Consider the following 26,748-nt stretch of genomic DNA (forward strand, 5'->3'; position numbering starts at 1 on the left):
CCCCTTCGGCCCCGCCACCCCCAACGACCAGCACGGAAAGAGGAATGGCCAGGATGGGAACCGAAACGACCGAACTGCGCGCGGCCCTGGCCCGGCAACCGGTGATCGCCGTGGTGCGGGCCCCCGTGATCCCCGACGCGGTCGCGCTCTGCGAGGCGCTCGCCGAGGGCGGCATCGCCTGGACCGAACTCACCTTCACCACACCGGACGTGACCCGCCACCTGGCCCGGGCCGCCGGGGCCGGCTGCCGGATCGGCGTCGGCACCGTGCTCACCGCCGACCAGGCCCGGGCCGGGATCGCCGCCGGGGCCGGCTTCCTGGTCACCCCCGGCCTGCGCCCGGCCGTCGCCGACACCGCCCGCGCGGCCGGAGTCCCGGTCGTGATGGGCGCGTTGACGCCCAGCGAGGTCGCCGACGCCGTCGACCTCGGCGCCGCCGCGGTCAAGATATTCCCCGCGAAGGCGTTCGGCCCCGGCTACTTCAAGGACCTGCGCGGCCCCTACCCCGACGTCCCGCTGGTTGCCTCCGGCGGCGTCAACGCCGACAACGCCAGGGCCTTCCTCGACCACGGCGCGCTCGCCGTCTGCGCCGGGACCGACGTCGTCCCGCCGCAGGCCGTCGCGGACGGCGACTGGGCCGGGATCACCCGCCGCGCCAAGGAGTTCACCGCCTCGCTCGGCTGAGCGGGGTCACTCGCGGTCGGCGGAGGCGGCGGGTGCCGCCGTCGGGGCGGTGGCCGGGGCGGTCGCCGGACGGTGCTCGGCGGCCAGGGCGAGAACGCGCTCCACGGACCAGTGGTCGGCCGCGTGGGTGCCGTAGTGCGCGGCCAGGACCAGGCCGTCGGCGGCGATCAGGAAGTCGGCGGGCAGGCCCAGCCGCCCGCCGACCGGGCGGGAGGACGGCGGCCGCTCCCGCCCGCGCAGCACCAGCGGCACGCTGCGGGCCACCCCCCGCGCCATCGACGGCCACGCCCGGGGGTCGAGCAGCGCCCGCGCCCCGCGCTCGACCCCGTACGCGCGGTACAGCCGCCGCTCCGGATCGGCCAGCAGCGGGAACGGCAACCCGTCGGCGTACGGCCGCAGTTCGGCGGCGGGCGAGTGGAACGCGACCACTTCCCGCACCCCCGCCGCGCGCAGCTCCGGGTGGCGGACGGCGAAACCGCGCAGGTGCAGGTTGCAGATCGGGCAGCCCGCGAAACGGCGGAACTGCAGGTGCGTCAGGCCGCCCGCCGGCACCGGCGGCAGGGGCGTGTCGGCGGCGTCGGTGGCGGGCAGGGCGGGGGCGGCGGTACCGGTCCGAAGTCGGGACACGTGGGCTCCTCGTAGGTGTAGACCGTACGCCAAAACTGTAGGCGTATGCCGTACGCTGTCAACCCGTGCCCCGCCCGCGCTCCCTGACCACCCGCCAGATCGCCGCCGCCGCCCTCGCCGTGATCGACCGCGACGGCCTGCCCGCCCTCTCCATGCGCACCGTCGCCGCCGAACTCGACCGCCGCACCATGGCCCTCTACCGCTACGTCGAGGACCGCGAGGAGCTGGAGTGCCTGGTCGTCGACCTCGCCCTCGGCCCCGTCCTCGACCGCGCCGCCCGCGAACCCGCGGCGCCCTCCCCGCGGGCCCGGCTGCTCGCCCTGCTGGACCTCATGCGCGAGGCCGTCGGCGCCCACCCCGGCGTCCTGCCGCTGGCCGTCCGGCACCACGGCGGCTGCCTGCCCGCGCTGCGCTGGCGCGAATGGCTGCTGGAGGCCCTGGCCGACGCCGGACTCGACGCGCCGCGCCGCGCCGCGGCCCTGCACGCCCTGGTCGCCTACGTGATCGGCGAACTCGAACTGGAGCACCAGGCCGCCGCAGCCGCGGACTCTGCGGCCGACCCCGGCGGCCCGCTCGTCCCCGAGACCTTCCCCCTGCTCTCCGCCGCCCTGGCCGCCCGCGACGCCACCGACCCCGCCCGGGCCTTCACCGACGGCGCCCGCACCGTCCTCGACGGCCTCGGCATCCGCTGATCCTGCGCCCTGGTGGTGGTTCTCCGCCGCGGGCGGGTGTCTCAGTCGAGGGCGCTCCAGCCGTGGTCGAGGAGGTCGAAGGCGCGGACGATGGCGCCCCGGATGTCGGGGTGGGACTGGATGGCCCGGGGTGCCTCCAGGGCGAAATGGGCCAGGGCGGTGCAGGCCGGGTCGTCGGCGGGGCGGCCGCTCTGCTCGGCGATGACCGCGGCGAGCGCGGCGGTGTGGCGCAGCCACATGGCCTGCTGGTAGTCGCGCAGGGCCGGGGTGGAGTCCACCAGGGCGGCGAACGACGGGAAGCGCGGGTCGCCGCCGGCGCCGGCCCGGCGGTGGCGCAGGGCGTGGTCGCACAGGGCGGCCGGGATCGACCGGCCGGGGGGCCGCTCGCGCACGGCGGCGAGCAGGTCGGCCTCCAGGTCGGCCTCCTCGTCGAAGACCAGCGCCTCCTTGACCGGGAAGTGCTTGAACAGCGTGGTGGTGGAGACGTCCGCGGCGTCCGCGATCTCGCGGATGCCGACGTCGTCGTAGCCGCGCTCCAGGAACAGGCGCAGCGCGGCGTCCGCGATGGCCTGGCGGGTGGCGGCCTTCTTGCGCTCGCGGCGCCCCGGCGGGGCTGGGGGCGGGGGTGGTGGCGGAGGGGACGCGGGGCTCGGCGGGGGCTCGGGGCTCGGTGGGGGTGGCGGAGGCGGTGGGGTGTCGGGCATGGGGACATCCTACCCGCCGGGTTCACTCGGTCAAAAAGTTGAGTCGTTGCACTTTTGTACCCGGTGTGGTCTGCTGGAGCTGCGGCCCCGTGGAGCGTCAACGCCCCGGCCGCCCCCACACCCCCTGCCCGGTCGCCCGGCACCGCCGTGCGCCCGTCCGGAAGGAGCACCACCATGACCACCGCACCCGCCTCCACCACCCCGTCCGGCCCGCCCGTCCCCCGCATCGCCATCGTCGGTGCCGGGCCCGGCGGCCTGACCTGCGCCCGCATCCTGCAGCGCCACGGCATCGCCGTCACCGTGTACGACCACGACCGCGGCCCCGACGCCCGCGACCAGGGCGGCACCCTCGACCTGCACGAGGACAACGGCCAACTCGCCCTGCGCGAAGCCGGACTGCTCGACGACTTCTTCCGCCTCGCCCGCGCCGAAGGGCAGGAGATGCGCCAACTCGACGCCCTGACCGGGGAGATCGGCTTCCACCACGTCCCCGAGGACGGCGAACGGTTCAAGCCCGAGATCGACCGGGGCCAGCTGCGCGACCTCCTGCTGCGCTCGCTCGCCCCGGACACCGTCCGTTGGGGCCGCACCCTGCGCTCGGTCGAGGGCCCCGCCGGCGGCCCCCGCCGCCTGCACTTCGCCGACGGCACCACCGTCGAGGCCGACCTGGTGATCGGCGCGGACGGGGCCTGGTCCACGGTCCGCCGCGCGCTCTCCCCGGCCACCCCCCGCCACACCGGGATCAGCTTCCTCGAAGCCTGGTTCCACGACGTCGACCGCCGCCACCCCGAACTCGCCGCGCTGGTCGGCCCCGGCAGCGCCTCGGCGGCCGACGGCGAACGCGGACTGTTCGCCCAGCGCAACAGCGGCGACCACATCCGGGTCTACGTCATCCAGCGCGCCCCCGCCGACTGGATCGCGCAGGCCGGCCACACCGTCCAGGACACCGACGCCCTGCGCGCCCTCCTCCTGGACCGCTACCGCCGCTGGTCGCCCGCCCTGCGCCGACTCCTCACCGACAACGACGGCCCCTACGTCGACCGCCCGATCCACGCCCTGCCCGTCCCGCACACCTGGACGCCCGACCCCGCCGTCACCCTGCTCGGCGACGCCGCCCACCTCATGCCCCCGCTCGGCGTCGGCGTCAACCTCGCCATGTTCGACGCCTGCGAACTCGCCCTCGCGATCGCCGGACACGACACCCTCGCCGAGGCCGTCCGCGCCTACGAGGCGACCATGCTGCCCCGCTCCGCCGACATGCAGCGCCTCCTCGACGGCGCCGCCGACGGCCTGCTGTCCGACGAACCGCACCAGGAGGAGCCGCAGGAGGGTGAGCCGCACCGGGGGGAGCCGGAGCCGCGGCCGTCCGGCGGCGCGTCCGAACCGTCCGGCGTTCGCTGAGGCGTCGCCGAGCCCCCGTCGAGCCGTCGCCGAGCCGTCGCCGGGCGGGGAGCGGCCCTGTTCAGCGGGCCCGGGTGGTCGAGTACAGGTGGCTGTCGCGGAACTCCATCGCGGCCAGTGTCCGGCCGACGATGATCACCGCGGTGCGCAGCACGCCCGCAGCCTTGACCTGGACGGCGATGTCGCCGAGCGTGCCGCGCAGCACCAGTTCGTCCGGGCGGCTGGCCATGGCGACCACCGCCGCCGGGCAGTCCGGTCCGTAGTGCGGCAGCAGCTCCTCGACCACGCTGTCCACGTAGCGGGCCGCCAGGTGCAGCACCAGCAGCGCGCCGCTCCTGCCCAGCACGGAGAGTTCCTCGCCGGGCGGCATCGGCGTCGCCTGCCGGGCCACCCGGGTCAGGATCACCGTCTGGCCGACCGTCGGCACCGTCAGCTCGCGCTTCAGCGCGGCGGCCGCCGCCGCGAACGCGGGCACCCCCGGCACCACCTCGTACGGGATGTCCGCCGCGTCCAGGCGGCGCATCTGCTCGGCCATCGCCGAGAACACGGACGGGTCGCCGGAGTGCAGCCGGGCCACGTCCTGGCCCGCGCGGTGCGCGCTGACGATCTCGGCCAGGATCTGGTCCAGGTCCAGGTTCGCGGTGTCGACCAGCCGGGCGTCCGGCGGGCAGTCCGCCAGCAGCTCCGGCGGCACCAGGCTCCCCGCGTACAGGCACACCCCGCAGCGGGCCAGGGTGCGCTGGCCGCGCACCGTGATCAGATCGGCCGCGCCCGGACCGGCACCGATGAAATAGACCGTCACTTCGCTCCTCCGAGAACTCCGACAACCTCGTCCGCACCGGCGTCCGCACCGGATTCGCCTGCGTCCGGACCCGCGCCCCCGCCGCCCTTGACGACGCTCCACTGGGTCACCGGCATCGCCTGCCGCCACCCCGTGAACCCGCCCACCGGCACCGCGTGCGCCACGCCCAGCTTCACCAACTCGCCGCCGTGGCGCCGGTACCACTGCGTCAGCAGCGCCTCCGACTCCAGCGTCACCGTGTTCGCCACCAGCCGCCCGCCGGGCCCGAGCGCCGACCAGCACGCCTCCAGCAGCCCCGGCACCGTGAGCCCGCCGCCGATGAACACCGCGTCCGGACGGCCCGGTTCGGTCTCCAGCCCGGCCAGCGCCCGCGGCGCGGCCCCCGTCACGACCCGCAGCCGGGGCACGCCGAGCGCCGCCGCGTTGCGGACGATCCGCTCCGCCCGCGCCCGGTCCCGTTCCACGCACACCGCCCGGCAGGTGCGGTGCGCCCGCAGCCACTCGATGCCGATCGACCCCGAACCACCGCCGACGTCCCACAGCAGCTCGCCCGGTGCCGGGGCGAGCGCCGCCAGCGTCGCGGCCCGGACGTGACGCTTCGTCAACTGCCCGTCCGACTCGAAGAGTTCGTCCCGCAGGCCGGGAACCAGCTGCTGCCGGGGGGCGTCCGCCGCGACGGCCGGATCGAGGACGCACTCCACCGCCAGCACGTTCAGCGGATCGCCCGGCGGCAGCGACCAGCCCGCCGCCACCCCCTCGCGCACCGCCTCCGCCGGACCGCCCAACTGCTCCAGCACCCGCACCCGGCTCGGTCCGAACCCGCGCTCCGCCAGCACCCGCGCCACCCGCGCGGGCGTCGACGCGTCCGCGCTCAGCACCAGCAGCCGACGCCCCGGGTACAGCGCCGCGTGCAGGGACGCGACCGGCCGGCCGACCAGCGTCACCACCTCGGTCTCCTCCACCGGCCACCCCAACCGGGCGCACGCCAGCGACACCGAGGACGGATGCGGCAGCACCCGCAGCGACTCCGCCGGGACACCGCACTCCAGCAGCGTCCGCCCGATCCCGTGGAACATCGGGTCACCGCTGGCCAGCACCGCCAGCCGCCGCCCCGCGAACCGCTCCAACAGCCCCGGCACCGCCGCCCGCAACGGCGACGGCCACGGCACCCGCTCCGCCGCCACCCCCTCCGGCAGCAGCCCCAACTGGCGCCCCCCGCCGAGCACCACCTCCGCCGCGCCCAACGCCTCCCGCGCCGCCGCCGAGAGCCCCGCCCAGCCGTCCGCACCCACCCCGACGACGGTGATCGCAGACACGCGCAACTCCTCAGGGCTCGGGGACGGGGCAGCCGCAGCCTACCCGCAACCGGCCGCCGTACCCCCCGCGAGCTGCGGAGATCCACCGTGCGACATTGGCCACACCGGGCGGGGCGGGCCACCGGCGCGGGCGCGGGCGTGCGCGCGGAAGTCCGCTGCGCGAAAAGCCTGTTGGAGCAACGGGCGGTTCTAGGGTTGGGTGGGGGGTGATCGAATCCAAGAGACCTGACGGGGGACTCCGCGTGCGGACAAGAGCGGGAGGGGTGGCCCTCGCGGTCGCCTGCGCGACATTGCTGGCCGGCTGCGGTGGCGGCGGCAGCGGTGCGGACTCACCGGGCCGGAACGGCGACCCGGCCGTGGGGCGCGGGAAAGCGGCGGTCGTCCTCTCGGCGGAGCAGCTCCGGGTGGCCGCGCCCCTCGGCGACGCCCTACCCGACGGGCTGGGCGGGGGGATGGGCGGCACGGACATCTTCGAGGGCCAGAAGGCCGCCGACCGGTGCGGCTCGGAGACCGGCACCGCCTGCTCCGGGCTGGTGGCGGCGGGTCTGAGCGGATACACCACCCACCCGGGGGACGGCGACGTCTTCTGGGACGCCTTCTCCTTCGACACCCCCGAGGACGCGCAGGTGGCCTGGAAGGCCATGGCCGCCGGCAAGCGGGAGGAGGAAGCGTCGTCCGACCCGCAGCCGCTGGAGGTCTCCGCGGACGCGGACGAACTCGACGCCTACGGCCTCCCGCCCTCGCACGACTACTCCAGCGGGCAGGACATCGAGATCCACGACGCCAAGGTGATGATGCGGATCGGCGGGGTGGTCGTCCTGCTCACCGGCTACGACATGCCCAACTTCGAGCTCATCCAAGGGCTCGCCACGGTGGCGGCGGATCGCGTGGCCAAGGTGGCCCAGGGCAAGAACCCCGACGCCTGAGCCCCGCCCCGCACTGCCCCGCCCCGCACTGCCCCGCGCCGCCCCGCCCCGCTCCGCGCACGGTCGCGCGCGGCCGCCGGACCGGGGCGGCGCGCCCGCCAGCGGTGCCGCCCGCGACCCGTTCCGTCGATTTGTCGATCTGTCGGCTCACTGAGGCCGCCCCACTCCGGAGGACCGCAGCACCCATGACCGGACTCTCCTTCCTCACCGCCCCCGGCATGGCGGCAGGGTTCATCGCCGAGACCCGCCCGCGTGCCCACGGCGCGGGCATCGACCCCTACGAGTACGACCGGGTCACCGCGCCGATCGACTCGCTGCTGCACTGGCCGGACGCCTGCCGGGCCGCCGCCCTCGCCCACCGCGCCCGGGCCGAACGGGCCGCCGGGCGCGGCCGGGTCCGCACCGCCGGGCAGCACCACCGCTCGGCGGCCCGCTGGTTCCAGCTCGCCGCCATGCTGCCCGACCCGGACCGGGAGCGGGCCGCCGCCGTCGCCGCGGAGGCGGACCGTTCGATGGGCGACGCCCTCGCGCTGCTCGAACCCCGGGCCCGCCGGATCGAGGGCGAGGGCTACGCGGGGTGGCTCCGCCTGCCGCCGGCAGCGGACGGTGAACGCTTCCCGCTGGTGGTGCTGGTGCCGGGGATGGACTCCTCGAAGGAGGAGTTCCACGGCCCGGCCGACGCGCTGCTCGCCCGCGGGCTGGCCGTGCTGGCCGTCGACGGCCCAGGCCAGGGCGTGCTGGCCGACGGCCCCGTGCTCGGCCCGGACCACCGGCACGCGATCGGCCGGGCCCTGGACCACGCCCTGGCCACCGCCGCCGCTGACCCGGCGGACCCGGCGGACCTGGCGGACCCGGCGGTCCCGGACGGGCCCGGCGACAGCGGCCTGATCGACCCGGAGCGGATCGCGGTGCTCGGGTTCAGCCTCGGCGGCTACCTGGCCGCCGCCGTCGCCGCCCACGACCCGCGGGTCCGAACGGCGGCGCTGGTCAGCGGCCCGTACCGGCTGGACTGGGACGCGCTGGTCCCGTTCGTCGTCGCCACCCTCTCCCGGCGCTGCGGCGGCACGTCCGCCGCCCGCGCCTTCGTCGAGCAGCTCGACCTGGCCGCGCTGGCCCCCCGACTGCGCGACCTGCCACTGCTGTTGGTCGACGGCGGCCAGGACCGCATCCCGGGCGTCACCAACGCCGAGGCCCTCACCGCCGACCTCCCGCACGCCGAACTGCTCCACGTCCCGCACGGCAACCACCTCCTCGGCAACGCCCTGCCGGACTGGCTCCCCGACACGGCCGACTGGCTGGCGGACGCCCTGACGGCGAAGCGCTGAACCGCCCCCGACCGCACGGACGGCGTGGCGCCTCCGCCCCGGCGCTCTCCAGGCCCGGCCTCCCGGGCCCCGGTCGGGGTGCGAGCACGAGGGGATGCGGAACGAGGTGCGGACCTTCGTCGCGGCGGGCCCGCTCCCGGCCACGGACGCTGACCCGGACCCGGACCCGGAGACGGACGCGGACCCGGAGGAGCGCGACCGGCGCGGTCGGCAACTGGAGGACATCCCCCGGCCGGTCACGGCCGAGGAGGCGACCGCGCCGGCGGCCTGCTCCGGCCCGGACGACTGCTGCGGCGTCGCCCGGACGCTGCTGCACCTCATCGAGACGGCACCCGGCCCGCCGCCCGCCGCGCCCGCGCCCGACCCGGCCCTCGGAGAGGACGACTGGCAGCACGTCCTGCACCGGCGCCGGGGGCGGTCCGGCGGGGACCCGGACTGACCGCCACCCGGGTCGCGCGTCCGTCCCGGTGCCCGATCCGCCGGGCGGGGCGGGGGAGTCGGCAGAATGCGGGGGATGGAGCCACCGCTGCTGTACCTCGACGTCGACGGCCCGCTGATCCCGTTCGGCGGGCCGGCCGGCTGGCACCCGGAGCACCTGACGGAGCGCCGGATCCGCGACGTGCTGGGGACGGCGCCGGGACACCCGCTGCTGGCCCGGCTCGACCCCCGGGTCGGCGCGCGACTCGCGGCGCTGCCCTGCCGCCCGGTGTGGGCCACCACCTGGGAGCACGCGGCCAACGACTGCGTCGCCCCGCTGCTCGGCCTGCCGCCCTGGCCCGTCCTGGAGGAGCCGGACGACCCGGACCGGCCGGACCTCCCGCCGGGAGTGCACTGGAAGACGCCGCTCCTGCTGGCCCACGCGGCCGGCGCGGCGTTCGCCTGGGTCGACGACGAGATCGGCCCGCCCGACCGTGCCTGGCTGGCCACCCGCCACCCCGGCCCCGCCCTCCTCCTCCGGGTCGACCCCCGGACGGGCCTGACGGACGACGACCTCACCACCCTGGACGACTGGCTGCGCGCCCCGACCTGAGCGGTGGGGGCCGTGGGTCAGTCGCGGCCGGGGACGGGGTTGTCGGGACGGTCGAGCCAGGCGGTGTGGGCGTCGGGGGTGACGGTGAGGCCGAAGCGGTCGTGTTCGGGCCGGCCCTGGTCGTCCCACCAGCGGTAGGCGGCCTCCACCTCGTCCCACAGGCGGCGCGGTCCGGACTGGTACACCTCGTACTCGGTGCGGTCCCGCTCGTGGTCGACCGAGGCCCATGACTGCTTGTCGCGACTGTAGATCCACAGCGTGTACGCATCCCGGTCGTAGCGCTCCGCCCGCCAGAACGCCCCCGGGACGCCCAGGCCGATGACGAACTGCCGGAACCACTCGCCGGTGTCCCGCGGCGACAGCGTGGTCGTGCTCCTCACGCCGTCCGCCGGCCATGGCACCCTGTGCAGGTACTCATCGAACGGCGGTCGTTCGGTGCGCTGCTGACGGATCCTCATGAACGCGGAGCCGCCGGTGAAGCCGCCGACCGCCCGGGTCCCTTCCCCGTTCACGGTCAGGCGGACGATCTGTTCGCCGCCGTACTCCGTGCCGAACGGAGCGACGATCACCGCGCCGGGGGCCGACTGTTCCAGCCACGCCGCAGGGATCTCCAGCAGCGAGCACGTGGCGATGATCCGGTCGTAGGGGGCGCCCGTCGGCCATCCGGCCCGTCCGTCGGCCTCGACCACGGTCGGCGCGAGTCCGGCCCGGCGAAGGTTCTCCCGCGCGCCGCGCGCGACGTCCGGGTCGAATTCGATGCTCACCACGTTCGGGCCGCCGAGGCGGTGGGCGAGCAGACCCGCGTTCCATCCCGTGCCCGTGCCGATCTCCAGCACCCGGTCACCCGGGCGAACGCTCAGGTCCCGGAGCATCGAGACCACCATGGTCGGCATGGAGCTGGACGAGCTGGGGACGCTGCCGAGGCCGTCGCCCTCGTGCCGGCCGTCGTCCCACTGCGTGGTCAGCGGGATGTCCGAGTAGACCGCGTTCCGCCACGCCTCGGGATCTTTCGACCGGTGGACGACCGGGTTCTGCTTCGTTCCGTTCGCGATGCCGGGCCAGATGCGGTCCGGGACGAACAGTTCCCGGGGCACGGCCTCGAACGAGGGAAGCCAGTCCGATCGCAGCGCGCCGCCGGTCACCAGCGCGGAGGCGAGCCCCCGGGGGCCCACCTCCTCGGGTGCCTCGCCGTTCACCTGCCGCCCGCCGGGTTCCGGCCGTCCGAGGTGTTGCCGCCCTCGTCCGAGCCGCCTCCGCCGTGCCCGGAGCCCTTGTTGCTGTCGTCCTGCTGCTTGCCGCCGTCACCGGAACCGGTGCCGCCTCCGTGCTTGCCCATGCCGCTGCCTCCGTGCTGGTCGTGCCCGGCGGGCGGTTGCCCGCCGGGGTGAGGACTGAGGAACCCGGCCATCCCCTGGGGGCACACTCCCTGTCCTCTCGCCACCGGTCCGTTCTCCTCCGCCCGAGTGACGCGGGTACGTGACAGACCGTAGGGACCTCGGTGCGCCGCGTTCAACGGAGTTGCGCCCGATTGCGGCGCCATCACTCCAAGGAAGCGGCGGCAGCAGCGATCAATGCCCTGGCTTTCACCCCGTGCACGGCCATACCGGACAGTCCGGCGAAGGCCCGGACGTAGTCCGCGACCTCGCTGGGTTGGAGCACGTTCACCTTCGCCGTCAGGGTCTCCACCACCACTCGGCGGTCGTCGAACAGGTAGAAGGCTTCCAGCGGCCAGATGGCACGGGCGCAGCCGGCCGGGATGATGCCGATGGAGACGGCCGGAAGCGACATCAGGGTGAGCAGGTGGCCGAGTTGGGCGGACATGTCCTCCGCGCTGCCGATCCTGGTCCGCAGCACGCACTCTTCGATCAGCACGGAGAACCGACGTCCCCCCGTGTACATGAGCCGCGCTCGTGCCAGCCGTGCCGGAACGGCCGCCGCAACGTCGTTCGGGGTCCCCTGGAAGTCCGTGATGGCTTGCATCAGCGCCGTTGCGTACCCGGCCGTCTGGAAGAAACCGGGCAACACGTTCGAGACGTAGATGCGGAAGCGTCTCGTGCGCTCGTAGTCGCCGATCACCTTCTCCTGAGCGAGCCTCAGGCCGGATCGGTTCCGGCGTCTCCACTCCTGGTACATCGAGTCGGCAGCACGGGACGCGGCGATCAGGTCCGGGATTCGGCCGGGGGCTCCGCAGGCGGTGCACCAAGCCCTGATGTCCTCCTCCGACGGAGCGGACTTGCCGGACTGGATGCGAGACGTCTTCGCGGGGTGCCAACCGCACCGGGCGGACAGCTCACCCCCCTTGAGCCCGGCATCCTTGCGGATCTCGGCCAGCTGTTCCGCGATGGCCTTCCGTGCTGCGACGACGCTGGACGAAGGCGACGATGGCATGTGCTGTCCACCCGGTGGTTCGGAGCCGGCTCAGACCTCGAAGTCCGCGTGGGGGACCGCCCGTTCCCACACGGCTTCGAACGCCTTCGCGCACAGGCCCACGGTGGCCGGCTCCTCCGTCATCACGTGGCGGGGGTGAGCCCACGCGCCGTCGCCGGTGAACAGGTTGAACCGCACGATCCGGCTGTCGAACAGCCAGAAGTCGGCACCTGGCAGTGCCAGGTCGAGCGCCCGGATCCGAGGCAGCCATCGGATCTGCTCACCGGCCGCGATGTTGGTGAACGTGTGGGAGTGCTCGTAGCGGATGTACTCGGTGACGGGCTCCGACACGATCCGGGCACGCCGGATCGTCACCCCGCGGGCGATGGTTTCCACCACGAAGTCGTGGAACGGATGCCACCACTCGGACCGGTTCTCCATCGCGTACCGGTGCCCGGCCTTCCACGCGGCGAACTGCTCGACCTCGTCGGCGATGCTGTACTGATCACGCATCTCCAGGTGCACGGCCGACTTCTCCGTCTCCCGGAGCAGGGTTCTGAAGTCCGGCGCGTTCGATTGCATCGCAAGCCTTCCTGATGAAGGGGATCATCTGCTCGGGGATGCCGATCACGGACTCGTGGGCAGGTACGCCGACCCGGTGACCGGCCACCCACTCGGTCTCGCTGACCTCCACGAACTCGGCCCCCGTGAGGGTGTCGCCCTGGACCACGAGCCGGCGTCGAGTCAGGTCCGCCCAGACCGTGGGGGAGCCCTCCTCGTTGGTCTCAGGGTCGATTCCGAAGAACTCCAGGCCCATGGACACGTCTCCTGTCACGTTGCCGGCCCGTTGTCGGCCCGGGCGCCGCCGTGACCTCAGCATCCAGTGTCCAAGGCCGAGTTGTCAGGCATTTCGCTTCCTGCCACCCCGACAGTGGGGCAGTCCTCGGCCGCCGAAGGCCAGATGTGGTCATCGCGGGGTGTCGCCCGGGGTGGGGCCGCCGAGGTGGCGGTTGCGGGTGGCGCGGGCGGTGAGGCGGGCGGGGGTGGGGAGGGCGGCGAGTTCGGTGAGGGTGGTGGTGATCGCGGTGGCGAGGCGGTCGCGCAGGTCGGCGGGGTCGGGGGTTTCGGGGATCACCTGGTCGACCAGGCCGGTGGCGGTCAGGTCGGTGGCGGTGATGCCCTGGGCGCGGGCGAGTCGGGGGGCGTGGTCGCCGTCGCGGTGGACGATCGCGGAGGCGCCCTCGGGGGGCAGGGGGGCCAGCCAGGCGTGCTGGGCGGCGAGGACCCGGTCCGCGGGCAGCAGGGCGAGTGCGCCGCCGCCGCTGCCCTGGCCGAGCAGGACGGCGAGGACGGGGGTGCGCAGCCCGACCAGGGTGGTCAGGCAGTGGGCGATCTCCAGTGCCACGCCGTCGAGTTCGGCCTCGACGGAGAGTTCCGCGCCGGTGGTGTCGACCACGGTGAGCAGCGGCAGCCCCAGTTCCTCGGCGATCCGGGCCTGGCGCCGCACCGCGCGCAGATCGGCGGCGGTGACGGGGAGTTCGGGCCGGTCGGGGCCCCGGCGCTGCTGGGCGACCACCATGACGGGCCGTCCGCCGATCAGTGCCAGGCCCCGGACCAGCGCGCTGTCCCCGTCCAGCGGGAGGAACAGGTCGGCGGTGTGGTGCAGGAGTTCGAGCGCGGAGAGGCGGTCGGGGCGGCGGCTGAGCAGCACCGACTCCCAGGCGTCCGACGGCACGGCGGGGGCGGTCGGAACGGTGGGAACGGTGGGAACGGCGGGAGGGGCTGCGGGGGAGGGGGAGGGGGAGGGAGCGGGCCGGGAGGTCGGGCGGGCGGTGAGGACGGTGAGGGCGCGGGAGAGGAAGACGCGCAGCCGTTCGGGCGGGACGATGGCGTCCAGCCGGCCGTGGGCGGCGAGCGTCTCGGCGCGCTGGACGGTCGGCGGCAGCGGTTCGCCGCGCAGTTCCTCGTACACCCGGGGGCCGAGGAAGCCGAGCCGGGCGCCCGGCTCGGCGAGCACCAGGTGGCCGAGGGTGCCCCAGGAGGCGAACACCCCGCCCATGGTGGGGTTGCGCAGGTAGGTCAGGTAGGGGAGCCCGGCGGCGCGGTGCGCGTGGACGGCGGCGGTGACCCGGACCATGCACAGGAACGCGGCCGAGCCCTCCTGCATCCGGGTGCCGCCGGAGACCGGCAGGGCGAGCAGCGGCAGGCGTTCGGCGGTGGCGCGCTCCACGGCGCGGGTGATCCGTTCGGCGGTGGCCACGCCGATCGAGCCGCCGAGGAACCCGAACTCGCCGGCGACCAGCGCGATCGGCCGCCCGTCCAGCAGGGCCCGCCCGGTGAGCACGGCCTCGTCCAGGCCGGTGCGCTCGCGGGCCCGGGCCAGCGCGTCCCGGTAGGCGGGGTCGGCGTACTCGGCGGTGACCGGCTCGTCCCAGCTGTGCAGACTGCCGGGGTCGACCAGCAGATCGAGGAGCTGACGTGCCGTCACCGGGAGCCTCCGTCACGGGCGAATCGGGCAGGGCGCGGGGGCGGGCCGCGCCACCGAGGCTAGCGGGGCGGCGGGGCCGTCGGCGGGTGCGCCGCACGGTGGTGAGCAGGATCACCGGGCCGTGCGGCGGGATGCCGCGGGCGGGCTCGCCGCCGACGTCCACCACGAGGTGTTCGGCCCCGTCCTGCGGCTCGGCCGGGACCGGCCGGACGCCCCTTCCCGTGGGCCCGGCTCCGGACGCGTCCGGAGCCGGGCCCCGCCGGTCACAGCGCGGCCGTGATCGCGTCCCACAGCCCGACCCGGGCCCGCAGCGCGGTGCGGACCGTCGCCGCGCACTCCTCCCAGCGCTCGGTGTCGTCGCCGCACAGGTCGATCAGCATCTGCATCGCCATCGGGGTGTGCTGCTCGCCGTCCACCTCGATGTGCCGGGCCAGGTAGTCCTTGAAGACGCTCAGCCGGCCCTCGGCGTCGTCGATCCGGACCACCTGCTCGAACATCTCCGGGATCAGGTCCTCCCGGCCGAACGCGAACGCCGCGGCCTGGCAGTGCACCGGCGCGTCCTCGATGATCCGGAACGTGACGGCCGCGAACTCGGCCGCCGCCTCCGGGATCTCGGCCGTCTTCGCGGCCTCCGCGACCGACCGGCCGGCCCGGATCGCGTCCAGGAACGCCTCGACCGGGGCGGTGTCCGCGCCCGCCCTGGCCATGCCGTCCAGGTACAGCTCGAAGTGGCTGATGTAGCCGTCGCCGAGCTCGTCGCTCTCCTCGACCAGCACGATCTCGTTGATCAGCCGGCGGCTCGCGGTCGGACCGTCCGGCAGCCACGGCAGGGTCACACAGGTGAGCTGCCGCTGGAGGCACTTGAGCAGGGACATGAAGTCCCAGACGGCGAACACGTGGGTCTGCTGGAAGGTCCGCACCTTCTCCAGGCTGTCCAGCGACAGGTACATCGGGTGGGACACCACCTCGTGGCGGACCTCCTCGATCGACTCGCGCAGGGCGGTCAGGCCGGGGTGGCTGCGGTCCCAGTGGTAACGGTCGCTCATGGCTGCTCTCCTCTGTGGTGTGGTGCAACGGGGGTACGGCGGGGGTACGGCGGGATGCGGCGGAGGCAACGCGGGTGGACGTTGCGGTGGTCCGGTGGTGGACAACGACCGCCCGGAGGCGGCGGTTACGCGGGAACGGTCGTGGCGGGAGCGGTCACTTCAGGACGGCGCGGATCGCGTCCCGCAACTGCTCGGCGCTCGGCTGCAGGGCCCGGTCCAGGGCGAGGGCGAACGGGAGGACCGCGCCGTCGGGGCGGGTGACCCGGCGGGGCGGGGCGAGCAGCCGGCACTCCTCGGCGGCGACCGCCAGCACCTCGGCGGCGAAACCGGCGAAACGGTTGGAGTCGTCGGCCACCACCAGCCGCCCGGTGCGGTCCAGCGACTCCACCAGGGCCGCCCGGTCCAGCGGGTACAGGGTGCGCGGGTCGAGCACCTCCACCGACACCTCGTCCGCCAACTCCTCGGCCACCGCCAGCGCCTGCTGGACCAGGTGGCCGACCGCCAGCACCGTCACGTCCGAGCCCCGCCGGGCCGTCCGGGCCTCGCCCAGCGGCAGCGGGGCCAGCGGCGCCGTCACGTCCTCCCGGACGCCCAGCGCGCCCGCCGGGGCGAACAGCACCACCGGGTCGTCGTCCGCGATCGCCGAACTCAGCAGCCCGTACGCGTCGGTGGGCGTCGCGGGCACCAGCGTCTTGATGCCGACGTGCGCGAACAGGCCGTACGGGTGGTCGGAGTGCTGGCCCGCCCAGCCGCTGCGCGAGCCCGAGCCCGGCACCACCACGGTCAGCGGCACCCGGGCCTGACCGCCCGTCATCAGCGAGAACTTGTGCGCCTGGTTGGCGAGTTGCTCGAACACCAGGAACAGCAGCGACGGGATCTGCAACTCGATCACCGGCCGCATCCCGGTCAGCGCCGCCCCGATGCCCGCCGAGGTGAACGCCTGCTCCGACAGCGGCACGTCCACCACCCGCTCGGCGCCGAAGCGCTTCTGCAGGCCCAGCGTCAGACCGGCCAGGCCCGCGCCGACGTCCTCGCCGAACACGCACACCGCCGGATCGGCCTCCAGCGCGTCCGCCAGCGCCCGGTTCATCGCCTTGGCGTACGACAACAGCGTCACAGTGCCGCTCCCGACCGGGGCCGCAGCCCGCTCGCGTACAGGTGGTCATTGGCCGTCACCGGATCCGGCTCCGCCGAAGCTAGCGCGAACCGCGCCGCCCTGGAAAGGAGTTCGACAATCTCCCGGTCGATCGCGGCGGCCTCCCCGGCGGGCAGCGCGGTCGCCAGCGGGTCGCGCTCCCGCCAGGACGCCACCTCCTCGGCCGTGCGGTACGACAGCCGGAAGCGCCGCTCCATGGTGTGGTGCGCCTCGAACCGGTACGTCAGGCACTCCAGGAACGACGGCCCGCCCCCCGCGCGCGCCCGCTCCACCGCCCGCCCGGCCGCCGCCCGGACCGCCTCCACGTCCATCCCGTCCACCGTCTCGGCCGGGATGCCGAACGCCTCGGCCCGGCCGCAGGCCGAACCGCCCACCGCCGCGCCGGCCGGCAGCGTCGTCGCGTAGCCGTTGTTCTCGCAGACGAACACCACCGGCGCCCGCCAGATCGACGCCAGGTTCAACGACTCCAGCAGCACGCCCTGGTTGAGCGCGCCGTCGCCGAAGAACGAGGCCACCACGGTGGGTTCGCCGCGCCGCCGGGCCGCCCAGGCCGCGCCGACCGCGATCGGCGCGCCCGCGCCGACGATGCCGTTGGCGCCCAGGATGCCCAGCGAGAAGTCCGCGGCGTGCATCGACCCGCCCCGGCCGCCGTTCAACCCGCCGACCCGGCCCAGCAGTTCGGCCAGCAGCCGGGCCGGGTCGGCGCCCTTCGCCAGCACGTGCCCGTGCCCGCGGTGGGTGGAGGTCAGCCGGTCGGCCGGCTCCAGCGCGGCGCACACGCCGACCGCCACCGCCTCCTGCCCGATGTACGGGTGGGTGCCGCCGACCACCAGCCCGGCGCGCACCCACTCCAGCGCCAGCTCCTCGAACGAGCGGATCAGCCGCATCGTCCGGTACCGGCCCGCCGGGTCCGCCAGGTGCGGCAGGCTCACCGGCCCGACCGCCACAGCACCGGGCAGAACTCCGGGTCCGCGTAGTCCGGTCGGCCGTCCGCGTCCCGCCGCACCACCGCGTCGTGGTTGTACACCACCGGCGAGCCGTCCGGCCGCAGGTACGAGCGGTAGCGGTTCGAGCCGTCCTGCAGGTGCAGCGACACCGCCCGGCGCGGCTGCGCGGACCGGTTCGGGCCCGAGCCGTGGTAGGTGCGGCAGTGGTGGAAGGAGACGTGCCCGCGCGGGATCTCGATCGGCACGGTACGGACCTCGGTGCCGTTGAACTCGGCGTTCTCGAGCAGCAGTTGCTCCAGCTCGGAGCGGTCCCGGGCGGCGAAGTGCCGGGTCGAGTCGTCGCCGCCGGGGCGCTCCTCCCAGCGGTGGCTGCCGTCCACCATGGTGATGGTGCCCATCTCCTCGGTGCAGTCGTGGAACGGCAGGAACGCGGTCAGCATCCGCTGCGAGGTGGAGGTCTGCCAGTAGTGCTTGTCGAAGTGCCACGGCACCACGTTGCTCGGCTCGCCCGGCACCGGCGGCTTGTAGATCAGCGTGGCCTGGAACAGCCGGATCTCCTCCGCCTGCGCCAGCCGCGCCGCGACCGCGCCCAGCAGCGGCTTGCGCAGGATGCGGCCGATCTCCGCGTGCTCGTAGTGCACGTAGTCGTTGTGCCGCTGCACCGGCCCGTCCGACGGCCGCCAGGACGCCAGGTGCGGCGGCCGGGCCGGGAGTTCGCGGTCCCGTTCGCCCGCGTAGTAGCGCTCGGTGGCGGCCTGCAGCGCGTCCAGCTCGGCGTCGGAGAACAGCCGCCGCGACAGGTACCAGCCGCGCTCCGCGTACTCCAGCACCTCCTCGACGGTCGGCAGCAGCGCCGACTCCTCCTCGGTCAGCTCGAACCGGTCGATCGCGGTGGTCACGTGGGCTCTCCTCTGCTCAGCTGTCCGCGGTGGCGCGCTCGCGCTCCACCGCCTCGTACAGGGCCTTGATGTTGGCGGTGCCGAAACTGCCGGCGCCGCGCCGCTCCACCAGCTCCAGGAAGAAGGTCCGGCGCGGGTGGGTGGAGCGGGCGAAGATCTGGAACAGCTCGCCGCCGTGGTCCCGGTCCACCAGCACGTGGGTGTCCCGGAGTTCGGCCACCGGGATGGCCGTCGGGCCGAGCCGGGACTCCAACGCCTCGTAGTACGCGCCCGGAGTGCTCAGGAACGCCACCCCGCGCCCGCCCAACTCCCGCACCGCGGCGGTGATCGACTCCGTCGCGTACGCCAGGTGCTGGACGCCCGCGCCGCCGTGGGCCGCCAGGAAGCCGTCGATCTGGCCGGATGCCCGCGAGGTGTCCGGCTCCAGCAGGGTGAAGGTGACCGTCCCGCACGGGCTCTGCACCACCCGGGAGTCCATCGCCTGGTCGCCGACCTCCACGTACTCCCGGAACACCTCCCGGAAGCCCAGCCCGTCGACCGCCCACCGCACCGAGCCGTCCAGCTGTCCGCCCGGCACCACCACCGCCACGTGGTCCAGCGACAACAGGGCGCCGTCGCCGGGGAGTTCGCCCGCCGGCAGCAGGTCGTCCGGGCCGACGAAGCGCAGCGCCAGGTCGCCGAAGCCGGAGACCGTGCCCGCCCCGTCCGGCCCGGCTCCGTGCGCCCCCGCCCCGTCCGCCCGCTCACCGTCCGCCCGCTCACCGTCCGCCCGCTCACCGTCCGGCCACTCACCGTCCAGCCGTTCACCGCCCGCCGCCAGCGCCCGTTCGGCCGCCGCGACCGCCGACGCCCGGTCGGCGTGCCGCAGCGCGATCACCGCGACGCCGTCGCCGTGCCGCCGCACCCAGGCGGCCACCGGGTGGTCGGCCTCCACCGCCGAGGTCAGCAGCACCCGGATCGAGCCCTGGTGCGCCACCACCTGCGCGGTGCCCGGAGCGGCCCGGTCCGGCTCGCTCAGCGTGAAGCCCCAGTCGTCGCGCAGCCGCGCGGCGTACTTGTGGGCGTCCTCCACGTACAGTTCGGTGTACGCGATGCCCGGCACGGTCATGAGTCCCCTCCGAGGTGCTTGGCCGTGATGCTCGGCGGGCCGAACAGCAGGCTCAGGTTGTGGCCGCCGAAGGCGATCGAGTTGGACAGGGCGTGGCGCACGACACCGTGCTCGGCCGCGCCGCGGACGTGCCGCAACGCGCAGGCGTCGTCCGGCTGTTCGAGGTTCAGGGTGGGCGGGATCAGGCCCTCGGCGACGGCCAGCGCCGACACCGCCGCCTCCACCGCCCCGCCCGCGCCCAGCAGGTGGCCGGTGGCGCCCTTGGTCGAGCTGACCCACGGCTGGTGGTCGCCGAACACCTCGCGCAGCGCCGCGGCCTCGGCCCGGTCGCCCAACTTGGTGCCGGTGCCGTGCGCGTTGACGTAGTCCACCGCCGACGGCGCCAGGCCCGCCGAGCGCAGCGCGGCCCGCATCGAGGAGACCGCGCCCGCGCCGTCCGGACGCGGCATGGTCGGGTGGTGGGCGTCGGTGGCCGCGCCCCAGCCGGCCAGCGCGGCGTACGCGGAGGCACCGCGAGCCGCCGCGTGCTCGGCGCGCTCCAGTACCAGGACGGCGCTGCCCTCGCCCAGCACGAAGCCGTTGCGGCGGGCGTCGAACGGCCGGGACGCCTGCGTCGGGTCGTCCCAGCCGGCGGCCAGCGCACGGGAGTTGTCGAAGGCGGCGGCGATCGTCGGGTGCAGCGGGGCCTCCGCGCCGCCGCACACCACCACGTCCGCCTCGCCGCCGCGGATCAGCCGCAGGCCCTCGGCGACCGCCTGGGCGCCCGCCGCGCAGGCGGTGATCACGGCCGAGCTGTAGCCGCGGATGCCGTGCGCGATGGCGATCCGGGCGGCCGCCATGTTCGACAGCATCCCCGGCAGCAGGTACGGGCTGACGGCGGCCCGGCCGCGCTCGCGCCGCCCGGCGGCCTGCTGCTCGTAGCTCTCCAGCCCGCCGCCGCCGGTGGCCAGCACCACCGCGACCCGCTCCGGGTCGGTGTCCTGACGGACCGTCAGCTCGGCGTCGGCGAGGGCGTCCTCGGCGGCGGCCAGCGCGAGCAGCAGGAAGCGGTCGGCGACCCGGGTCTCGGTCGGCGGCAGCACCTCGGTGGCCGGGACGTGCGGGGCGATGCCCGCCACCCGCAGCCAGCCCGCCGCCGGGTGGTCCGGCGGCGGGGCGACCAGCCCGGAGCGGCCGGCCGCGAGCGCCCGGTAGACCTCCGGCACGGCGCGGCCCAGCGGCGTCACCCAGCCGATCCCGGTGACCTGCGCGGTGACGGCGGCGGGGCTGGTGGTGGTGGTGGCGGTGGCGGCGTCGGGGGCGTTCACGGCGCGCCGGTCCCGGCCCCGGTGGCGATCCCGGTCCCGGTCCTGGCCCCGGTGGCGATCCCGGCCCCGGCCCCTGCTTCGGCCAGGTGGCGCTGGCGCAGCAGCACCTTGCGGACCTTGCCGGTCGGGCCGAGCGGGATACGCCCGTCCGGGACGGCCAGCACGGTGCGGACCGCGGCGGCCACGTGCGGCTCCAGGGCGGCGAGCACCTCGGCGGTGCGGTCGGCGTCCTGGTCGGCGGCCGGGTCGAGCTGGAGCAGCACGTCGGCGACGGTCCGCCCGCCGTCGCGGAAGGCGACCACGGTGCAGTCGTGCACGTCCGGGCAGGAGGCCAGGACGCGCTCCTCGCTGGCGGCGGTGTGCAGGCGGCGGCCGTCGCCCAGGTCGACGGTGTCGACGGCCCGGTCCACGTGGTAGTAGTAGCCGTCCTCGTCGCGGTACACCAGGTCGCCGGTGAGGAAGTAGTCGCGGACCCGGGTGCGGTGGGTGGTCACCGAGTCGTTCCAGTAGCCGGGGGACAGGGTGGGCGAGCGGGTGCCCAGCTCGCCGACCCGGCCCGGGCCGAGCTCGTTGCCGTCCGGGTCGAGGACCGCGCAGTCGACGAAGGCGTGCGGGCGGCCCACGCAGCGGCCGTAGCGCTCGGAGTCGACGGTGTGGGTGATGAAGAAGTGCGAGTGGCCCATCTCGGAGGAGCCCAGGCCGTCGATGAACACCGACCCGGCGGCGCGGACCCGGCCCTGCCGGGTGGCGGTCTCGCGCGAGCCCTGGGCGACCAGGCGGCGGATGTGCGCCTCGTGCGCGCAGTCGCCGGTGTTCCACCACAGGCCGACCGAGGAGAGGTCGCGGGCGGACAGGTCCTGCCGGGCCAGGTCGGCCCAGGTGGTGGCGAAGCCGTACACGCCCAGCGGCTGCCAGCGCTCGATCGCCTCCAGCACCGCCGGGCCCGACTGTTGGGAGATCAGGTGCAGTTGGGCGTCGAAGCTGAGCGCCAGGTTGACCGCGATCAGGGTGGCGGCGTGCGCGGCGGGCAGCGCGCTGAGCACCCGGTCGATGCCCTGCGGCCGGGGCAGCAGCAGGCGGTGGCGGATCGCCGCGTACAGGCTCTGGTGCGAGTGCAGCACCGCCTTGGGCAGGCCGGTGGTGCCCGAGGAGTGGGTGATCGCGACCGGGTCGGTGGGCCAGTGCCGGTACGGTTCGGGCGCCGACTCCGGGTCGCCGTCGGCGAGTTCGGCGGTGTCGGCGAGGACGGGCGCGCCGAAGTCCACGTCGGCCAGGGCCTTGGCGTGGGCGGCGTCCGCGAGCAGCCCGACCGCGTTCAACCGGCGCAGGTAGCGGGCCGAGGTGTCCGCGTCCAGCGCCGGGTTGAGCAGGGCCGGGATCGCGCCGAGCCGGCTCAGCGCGAGGAAGCACAGCACCTGTTCGGCCGCGGCGGACGCCTGCACGGCGACCGGGTCGCGGCGGCGCACCCCCCGGGCGTGCAGGGCGGCGGCCCGGGACCGTACCGCGAGGTCGAGTTGACGGAGCGTCAGGGCGGTGCCCGCCGGGTGGCCGTCGACGGGGGTGTCGAAGGTCAGGGTCGGCGAGTCCAGGCCGAGGCCCTGCTCGACCCGGGTGGTCAGGACGTTGCCGGCGCCGACGGAGCTGTCGGCGGACAGCACGGCGCGAAGGGTGCGGAGGCTCATCGTTCCCGTTCTCTTCTCGTGGTGCGGGAAAGGGGGCGGGCTCCCCCGGCGGGGGCCGCGGTGCCGCGAGGGGCGGGTGCGGGTGTCAGGGGGCGAGCAGGACGGCGGTGGCGCGGTCGGGCGGGCCCTGGACGGCGGTGATGGCGAGCACCTGCTCGGCGTCGCCGTCCTCGATCAACAGGGCGGCCCGCTCGTGCAGTTCGCGCTCCTCCTGGAAGCCGGGGCCGAGCGCGACGACCGGGCCGTCCAGCTGCCAGCGGGCGGCCAGGTGGCCGAGCACCGCGTTCGGGTTGGACTGGAAGAACAGCAGCGGGGCGACCCGCTCCCCGGCGGCGGTGGCCCGGGCCAGCGCGTCCGCCGTCCCGGTGTCGCCGCTCGGGCTGGCCAGCAGCAGCGCGGTGCGCGGCGCCCCGGCGGCCGGGGGCGGGCCGTAACGGGCGCGCAGGCAGCGCTCGGCGGTCTCGGCCACCAGCGGGCTGAACGAGGACTCCACGAAGCCCGCGATGGCGGGCAGTTCTTCCCCCGGCCGGTCCGGCCAGCGGGCGGCGGCCAGCACCCGCAGCGGCCCGGCGAGAACGCGCGCCGCCGCCGACGGGGACGGCGACGGGGACGGGGACGCCGGGTGCGGGTGGCCGGGAACGGCGACGGCAACGGACACGGGAACGGAGACGGCAACGGACACGGGGACGGGGACGTGGTCGGGGAGGACGGCGGGTCTCGGGGCGGTCATGCGGGAGTCACCAGGGGTGCGGGCCGGGCGGCGGCCGGACGGGAACGGACGGGGAGGGCGCGTCGGTGCGGGTGGCCGGGGCGCGGGGTCATGCGGGGGCCACCAGCAGCGCGGTGTTGGCGCCGCCGAACGCGGCGTTGACGGTCAGCGCCAGGCCGGGGGCGGCCGGGCGGGGTCGGTCGAGCACCAGGTCCAGCGGGCAGCCCGGGTCGGGGGCCTGCCAGCCGGCGTTCACCGGCAGCGACCCGGCGCCCAACACGCCTACGGTGACGGCGAGTTCGAGCAGGGCGGAAGCCTCCAGGGCGTGGCCGTGCACGGACTTGGTGGAGCTGACCGGCGGGGTGCCGGTCGGGAAGACGGCGCGCAGCGCGGCGGCCTCGGCCAGGTCGCCGAGCTTGGAGCCCGCGCCGTTGGCGTTGACGTAGCCGATCGCCTCCGGTGCGGCGCCCGCCCGGTCGAGCGCGCCGTGCACCGCCCGGGCCAGGCCGGTGCCGTCGGGGTGCGGTCGGCAGACGTGGAAGGCGTCCCCGGTCCGGGCCCAGCCGGCGATCCGGGCGAGCGCCCGGCCGCCGCGCCGGCGCAGGGCCGGTGCGGACTCCAGGACCACGGCGACCGCCGCGTCGCCGAGCAGCATGCCCCGGCGGCCCAGGCTGAACGGGCGGACGGCGCCGTCCCCGGCCAGCGCCCGGCCGGCGTCGAACACCGCGAAGGTGTCCGGCTCGACCAGGTACCCGGCCGCGACCAGCACCCGTTCGCGGCGCCCGGAGGCGATCAGCGCGGCGGCGTCGGCGACGGCGCTGGACGCCGCGACGCACGCCCCGGTGTAGACCCGGGGCCGCAGCCCGGTCCGTTCGGCGACCTCCGCCGCGACCGGACCGGCCCGCCGGTCGCCGTGCAGGGCGAGCAGCAACTCCTCGTCCGCAGGCGGCTGTTCGAGGTCGACCGGGCCGGAGAGCGCACCCGCCTCGGCGAGCACCGCGACCAGCTGGTCGGCCAGCCGGGGCGAGCCCGGCCCGGTGGCGGCCCGGTCGGTGCGGTGCGCGGCGGTGCCGAAGCGTTCCACCGGGGTGAAGGCCGGCCGCCCGGCGAGCACGCCGTCGGTGAGCGCCGCGAGCCCGGCGCCGAACGCCGAGCGCACGCCGATGCCGCCGACCAGGACGGCGCGCCGCGGCGGACCGTTCCGGAGCGCGGTCGCGGACGTGGCCGCGCTCACGGACGTGGTCGCGGAGGCGGACGGGGTCATGGCGCGGCGGCCCCCGCCTCCGTGGCGGCCTCGACACCGGCCGTGGCACCGACACCGGCACCGGCCGTGGCGCCGGCACCGGCCGTGGCGCCGACACCGGCCGTGGCACCGACACCGGCCGTGGCCCCGGCCGGGGCGGCGGCGAGCTGCGCGTCGAGCGCGGCGACGGCGTCGTCCACCGTGCGGATGGCGTCCAGCCGTTCGTCGTCCAGGTCGACCTGCACGCCGTAGGTCTGTTCGGCTTGGGCGATCAGCCAGGCCAGTTCCAGCGAGCCCAGGTGCTCGTCGACCTGCTCGGGGGAGCGGTCGCCGTAGCGGGCGAGCATGGCCAGCGCCTCGGCCCGGCCGAAGCGCGTGCGGGCGTCCGTGCTCATCAGGCGGTGCTCACCGTGGACTTGGCGACCCGGGCGGCGACCTCGGCGCTGAACTCGTCGATGGTCATCAGCGCGGTGGACTCCATGTCGTCCAGCTCGAAGCGGATGCCGAACTCCTCCTCGACCTGCACCGCGAGGTCGGCCAGCGCCAGCGACTCCAGGTCGAGGCCGGCCGGGCCGAGGTCGGTCTCCGAAGTGACCTGCGAGACGTCGTAGTTCATCCCGGCCAGGGCGGTCAGGACGAACGTGCGGATCTGTTCCTGCATGGACGGACTCTCTCCAGTGCGTCGGGGAGGGAAGGGGAGTGGTTTCCGGGCAGGGCACGCCGACGGACGGGCGGACGGTGTCTGGAGCCGTCCACCCGGCCGGTGACGGCCGCACCGGAAGGGGAGGGAGGAACGCGGGACGAGCGGGACGAGCGGGACGAGCGGGAGGGGTGGATCAGCGGGCGGCGTCGGCCTGTCGGCGCAGGGCGGCGGCGTCCCGCAGCAGCTTCCCGGTGGCGGTCCGGGGCAGCCGCGGCATCAGGTGCAGCCGGCGGGGCAGCTTGTAGCCCGCCAGCTCCTTGCCCAGCAGTTCGCGCAACTGCTCGGCGGGGCCGCCCCGTTCGGACGGCGCGGAGGTGACGCCCTCGGCGGTCGCGGCGTACGCCTCGATCGCGCCGTCGGCGAACAGCACCACGGCCTCGACCACACCGGGGAGCCCGGTGAGGGCCTGCTCGACCTCGTTCAGGTCGACCTTGAGGCCGCCGATGGAAATCTGTGAGTCGCGCCGCCCGAGCACGGTCACCAGGCCGGTGCCGTCCTCGATCAGCGCGGCGTCGCGGGTGTGCAGCAGGCCGTCCGACCAGCGGGTCGGGTCGGTCGGGCCCAGGTACGGGGACCGCTCCCGGGCGATGTGCAGCTCGCCGCCCGCGACGGACAGTTCCATGCCGTGGACGGGTGCCACCGCGGGGTGGTGGTGGCCGTTCAGGTCGGTGGCGATCACGCCGGTCTCGGTCATCCCGTACATGGTGCCCAGCGGGACTCCGAACCTGGCCCGGAACGCCGCGGGCAGCTGCGGGCGGACGAGTTCGCCGGCCACCACCATCCGCCGCAGCTGCGGCAGTTCGGGCGGCGCGGCGGCCGAGGCCAGCAGCTCGGCGTGGAACGGTACCCCGATCACGGTGGTCGGGGCGCCGCCCTCGGCGATCGCGGCCAGGATGCCGGTCGGGGTCATCCGCTGCGGCACCACCAGCTCCACGCCCGCGTGCAGGGCGTGCAGCAGTCCGCCGACCAGGCCGAGCACGTGCACCGTCGAGGACAGCAGCACGGTGCGCTCGCCGCGGGTCGGGAACTCCGGGAGCCGGGCGTAGCGGTCGAGTTCGCGCAGCAGGTCGGCGGCCGTCCGGGCGATCACCTTGGACGGGCCGGTCGAGCCCGAACTGAGCTGCACCAGGGCGTGCTCGGTCGCGGCTTCGGCACCCCCCGGCAGCGACCGGAACTGCGGTCGGCCGTCGGCGAGTTCGGCCAGCACCCGGGGGTGCAGCCGGTCCACCGCGCGGTCCACCTCGACGGCGGTCAGCCGGTGGTCCAGCAGGATCGCCTGGGCGCCGGAGCGCCAGACGGCCAGCAGGACGGCGACGAACTCCGCCGACGGCGGCATCCGCAGCGCCACCGTCCCGCGTTCGCCGAGCCCGGCGGCGGCCAACTGCCGCTGCCGTTCGGCCACCAGGGCCCGCAGGGTGCCCCTGTTCACCGGAGCGCCGAAGCGCAGGCACGGTTCGCCGTCCGGTCCGGCGAGTAACTGCTCGTCCACCCAGTCCGCGGCGACCGTGCCGCCGCGCACCGGGGTTGGGGTAAGCGTCAACGCAACTCCACGCGCTCGTGTGGGAAGCAAGGTTCGGAAGTTGTGAT

29 protein-coding genes are annotated in these 26,748 nt (G+C 75.4%); 7 read left to right on the top strand and 22 right to left on the bottom strand.

The features are described from left to right. Positions 1–53: 53 nt before the first annotated feature. The gene (locus ACIQVD_RS10390; protein ID WP_402287633.1) at positions 54–683 is read left to right on the top strand and encodes a bifunctional 4-hydroxy-2-oxoglutarate aldolase/2-dehydro-3-deoxy-phosphogluconate aldolase; all 630 of its coding nucleotides are present in this window, start codon (positions 54–56) and stop codon (positions 681–683) included. A gap of 6 nt (positions 684–689) precedes the next feature. On the opposite strand, the gene ACIQVD_RS10395 is transcribed toward ACIQVD_RS10390, so the two are convergent. Then, the gene (locus tag ACIQVD_RS10395; RefSeq protein ID WP_402287635.1) at positions 690–1,310 is read right to left on the bottom strand and encodes a peroxiredoxin-like family protein; all 621 of its coding nucleotides are present in this window, start codon (positions 1,308–1,310) and stop codon (positions 690–692) included. Between the two features lie 65 nt (positions 1,311–1,375). Between ACIQVD_RS10395 and ACIQVD_RS10400 the strand changes: the two genes are divergently transcribed. Next, positions 1,376–2,002 (top strand): TetR/AcrR family transcriptional regulator, encoded by a 627-nt coding sequence (locus ACIQVD_RS10400; RefSeq protein ID WP_402287638.1) that lies wholly within the window; start codon positions 1,376–1,378, stop codon positions 2,000–2,002. A gap of 41 nt (positions 2,003–2,043) precedes the next feature. Here the strand turns inward: ACIQVD_RS10400 and ACIQVD_RS10405 are convergent, their stop codons facing one another. Next, complete coding sequence (locus ACIQVD_RS10405) at positions 2,044–2,706, bottom strand: TetR/AcrR family transcriptional regulator (RefSeq protein WP_402287640.1); 663 nt, start codon at positions 2,704–2,706, stop codon at positions 2,044–2,046. Positions 2,707–2,880: 174 nt separating this feature from the next. On the opposite strand from ACIQVD_RS10405, the gene ACIQVD_RS10410 reads away from it, so the two are divergent. After that, positions 2,881–4,107 carry an FAD-dependent oxidoreductase gene (locus tag ACIQVD_RS10410; RefSeq protein ID WP_402287643.1) on the top strand — a complete coding sequence of 409 codons (1,227 nt, stop codon included), beginning with the start codon at positions 2,881–2,883 and terminating at the stop codon, positions 4,105–4,107. 61 nt (positions 4,108–4,168) lie between these two features. Here the strand turns inward: ACIQVD_RS10410 and cobM are convergent, their stop codons facing one another. Both cobM and cbiE read right to left on the bottom strand, forming a co-directional pair. Beyond that, entirely contained in the window at positions 4,169–4,909 is a 741-nt protein-coding gene (gene cobM / locus ACIQVD_RS10415; RefSeq protein WP_402287646.1) for a precorrin-4 C(11)-methyltransferase, read from the bottom strand. Beyond that, positions 4,906–6,225, bottom strand: a complete 1,320-nt coding sequence (gene cbiE, locus ACIQVD_RS10420) for a precorrin-6y C5,15-methyltransferase (decarboxylating) subunit CbiE (RefSeq protein ID WP_402287648.1) — start codon at positions 6,223–6,225, stop codon at positions 4,906–4,908. The genes cobM and cbiE overlap by 4 nt, the downstream gene beginning before the upstream one ends. 404 nt (positions 6,226–6,629) lie before the next feature. Here cbiE and ACIQVD_RS10425 point away from each other — a divergent pair, with 404 nt between their 5' ends. The 4 genes from ACIQVD_RS10425 (at position 6,630) to ACIQVD_RS10440 (ending at position 9,506) form a co-directional block, all read left to right on the top strand. Continuing rightward, the gene (locus ACIQVD_RS10425; RefSeq protein WP_402287651.1) at positions 6,630–7,151 is read left to right on the top strand and encodes a hypothetical protein; all 522 of its coding nucleotides are present in this window, start codon (positions 6,630–6,632) and stop codon (positions 7,149–7,151) included. A gap of 185 nt (positions 7,152–7,336) precedes the next feature. Beyond that, positions 7,337–8,476: an alpha/beta hydrolase family protein gene (locus tag ACIQVD_RS10430; protein WP_402287653.1), complete on the top strand. Its 1,140-nt coding sequence runs from the start codon at positions 7,337–7,339 to the stop codon at positions 8,474–8,476. A 94-nt stretch (positions 8,477–8,570) separates the two neighbouring features. Then, a complete protein-coding gene (locus tag ACIQVD_RS10435) occupies positions 8,571–8,915 on the top strand; it encodes a hypothetical protein (RefSeq protein ID WP_402287656.1) in 345 nt (114 codons plus the stop codon). A 75-nt stretch (positions 8,916–8,990) separates the two neighbouring features. After that, entirely contained in the window at positions 8,991–9,506 is a 516-nt protein-coding gene (locus tag ACIQVD_RS10440; protein WP_402287658.1) for a hypothetical protein, read from the top strand. A 17-nt stretch (positions 9,507–9,523) separates the two neighbouring features. Here ACIQVD_RS10440 and ACIQVD_RS10445 read toward each other — a convergent pair whose 3' ends face one another. From ACIQVD_RS10445 to ACIQVD_RS10530, 18 genes are all read right to left on the bottom strand, one after another. After that, entirely contained in the window at positions 9,524–10,702 is a 1,179-nt protein-coding gene (locus ACIQVD_RS10445) for a methyltransferase domain-containing protein (RefSeq protein ID WP_402287661.1), read from the bottom strand. Beyond that, positions 10,699–10,842, bottom strand: a complete 144-nt coding sequence (locus ACIQVD_RS10450; RefSeq protein WP_400679332.1) for a hypothetical protein — start codon at positions 10,840–10,842, stop codon at positions 10,699–10,701. Before ACIQVD_RS10450 ends, ACIQVD_RS10445 begins: the two co-directional genes overlap by 4 nt. Positions 10,843–11,045: 203 nt before the next feature. Next, positions 11,046–11,894, bottom strand: a complete 849-nt coding sequence (locus tag ACIQVD_RS10455) for a helix-turn-helix domain-containing protein (RefSeq protein WP_402287665.1) — start codon at positions 11,892–11,894, stop codon at positions 11,046–11,048. A gap of 30 nt (positions 11,895–11,924) precedes the next feature. Continuing rightward, the gene (locus ACIQVD_RS10460; protein ID WP_402287666.1) at positions 11,925–12,455 is read right to left on the bottom strand and encodes a DUF6879 family protein; all 531 of its coding nucleotides are present in this window, start codon (positions 12,453–12,455) and stop codon (positions 11,925–11,927) included. Further along, positions 12,379–12,690, bottom strand: coding sequence for a hypothetical protein (locus tag ACIQVD_RS10465; protein ID WP_402287669.1), 312 nt, complete (start codon positions 12,688–12,690; stop codon positions 12,379–12,381). The genes ACIQVD_RS10460 and ACIQVD_RS10465 overlap by 77 nt, the downstream gene beginning before the upstream one ends. A 150-nt stretch (positions 12,691–12,840) precedes the next feature. Further along, positions 12,841–14,361 carry a carboxyl transferase domain-containing protein gene (locus ACIQVD_RS10470; RefSeq protein WP_402287672.1) on the bottom strand — a complete coding sequence of 507 codons (1,521 nt, stop codon included), beginning with the start codon at positions 14,359–14,361 and terminating at the stop codon, positions 12,841–12,843. A 263-nt stretch (positions 14,362–14,624) separates the two neighbouring features. Beyond that, a complete protein-coding gene (locus ACIQVD_RS10475) occupies positions 14,625–15,407 on the bottom strand; it encodes a DUF3050 domain-containing protein (protein ID WP_100839400.1) in 783 nt (260 codons plus the stop codon). A 154-nt stretch (positions 15,408–15,561) separates the two neighbouring features. Continuing rightward, positions 15,562–16,524, bottom strand: coding sequence for an alpha-ketoacid dehydrogenase subunit beta (locus ACIQVD_RS10480; protein ID WP_400679343.1), 963 nt, complete (start codon positions 16,522–16,524; stop codon positions 15,562–15,564). Beyond that, a complete protein-coding gene (locus tag ACIQVD_RS10485) occupies positions 16,521–17,495 on the bottom strand; it encodes a thiamine pyrophosphate-dependent dehydrogenase E1 component subunit alpha (protein ID WP_199527965.1) in 975 nt (324 codons plus the stop codon). Before ACIQVD_RS10485 ends, ACIQVD_RS10480 begins: the two co-directional genes overlap by 4 nt. Further along, entirely contained in the window at positions 17,492–18,409 is a 918-nt protein-coding gene (locus tag ACIQVD_RS10490) for a phytanoyl-CoA dioxygenase family protein (RefSeq protein ID WP_402287675.1), read from the bottom strand. The genes ACIQVD_RS10485 and ACIQVD_RS10490 overlap by 4 nt, the downstream gene beginning before the upstream one ends. Positions 18,410–18,425: 16 nt before the next feature. Beyond that, positions 18,426–19,517, bottom strand: a complete 1,092-nt coding sequence (locus ACIQVD_RS10495; protein WP_402287677.1) for a VOC family protein — start codon at positions 19,515–19,517, stop codon at positions 18,426–18,428. Beyond that, positions 19,514–20,824, bottom strand: a complete 1,311-nt coding sequence (locus ACIQVD_RS10500; RefSeq protein ID WP_402287679.1) for a beta-ketoacyl-[acyl-carrier-protein] synthase family protein — start codon at positions 20,822–20,824, stop codon at positions 19,514–19,516. Before ACIQVD_RS10500 ends, ACIQVD_RS10495 begins: the two co-directional genes overlap by 4 nt. Beyond that, positions 20,821–22,506, bottom strand: coding sequence for a class I adenylate-forming enzyme family protein (locus ACIQVD_RS10505; protein ID WP_402287681.1), 1,686 nt, complete (start codon positions 22,504–22,506; stop codon positions 20,821–20,823). Before ACIQVD_RS10505 ends, ACIQVD_RS10500 begins: the two co-directional genes overlap by 4 nt. A gap of 85 nt (positions 22,507–22,591) precedes the next feature. Then, entirely contained in the window at positions 22,592–23,236 is a 645-nt protein-coding gene (locus ACIQVD_RS10510; protein ID WP_402287683.1) for a hypothetical protein, read from the bottom strand. 88 nt (positions 23,237–23,324) lie between these two features. Then, positions 23,325–24,449, bottom strand: a complete 1,125-nt coding sequence (locus ACIQVD_RS10515; protein WP_402287686.1) for a beta-ketoacyl synthase N-terminal-like domain-containing protein — start codon at positions 24,447–24,449, stop codon at positions 23,325–23,327. A gap of 26 nt (positions 24,450–24,475) precedes the next feature. Continuing rightward, positions 24,476–24,853, bottom strand: a complete 378-nt coding sequence (locus ACIQVD_RS10520; RefSeq protein ID WP_402287688.1) for a hypothetical protein — start codon at positions 24,851–24,853, stop codon at positions 24,476–24,478. Next, on the bottom strand, positions 24,853–25,119 hold the full coding sequence (locus tag ACIQVD_RS10525) for an acyl carrier protein (RefSeq protein WP_100839394.1): 267 nt from the start codon (positions 25,117–25,119) through the stop codon (positions 24,853–24,855). The genes ACIQVD_RS10520 and ACIQVD_RS10525 overlap by 1 nt, the downstream gene beginning before the upstream one ends. A 175-nt stretch (positions 25,120–25,294) precedes the next feature. Next, positions 25,295–26,701: a class I adenylate-forming enzyme family protein gene (locus ACIQVD_RS10530; RefSeq protein ID WP_400679364.1), complete on the bottom strand. Its 1,407-nt coding sequence runs from the start codon at positions 26,699–26,701 to the stop codon at positions 25,295–25,297. Between the last annotated feature and the right edge of the window lie 47 nt (positions 26,702–26,748).

This window comes from Kitasatospora sp. NPDC090308, from assembly GCF_044769485.1.
GTDB classification, from domain to species: Bacteria; Actinomycetota; Actinomycetes; order Streptomycetales; family Streptomycetaceae; genus Kitasatospora; species Kitasatospora fiedleri.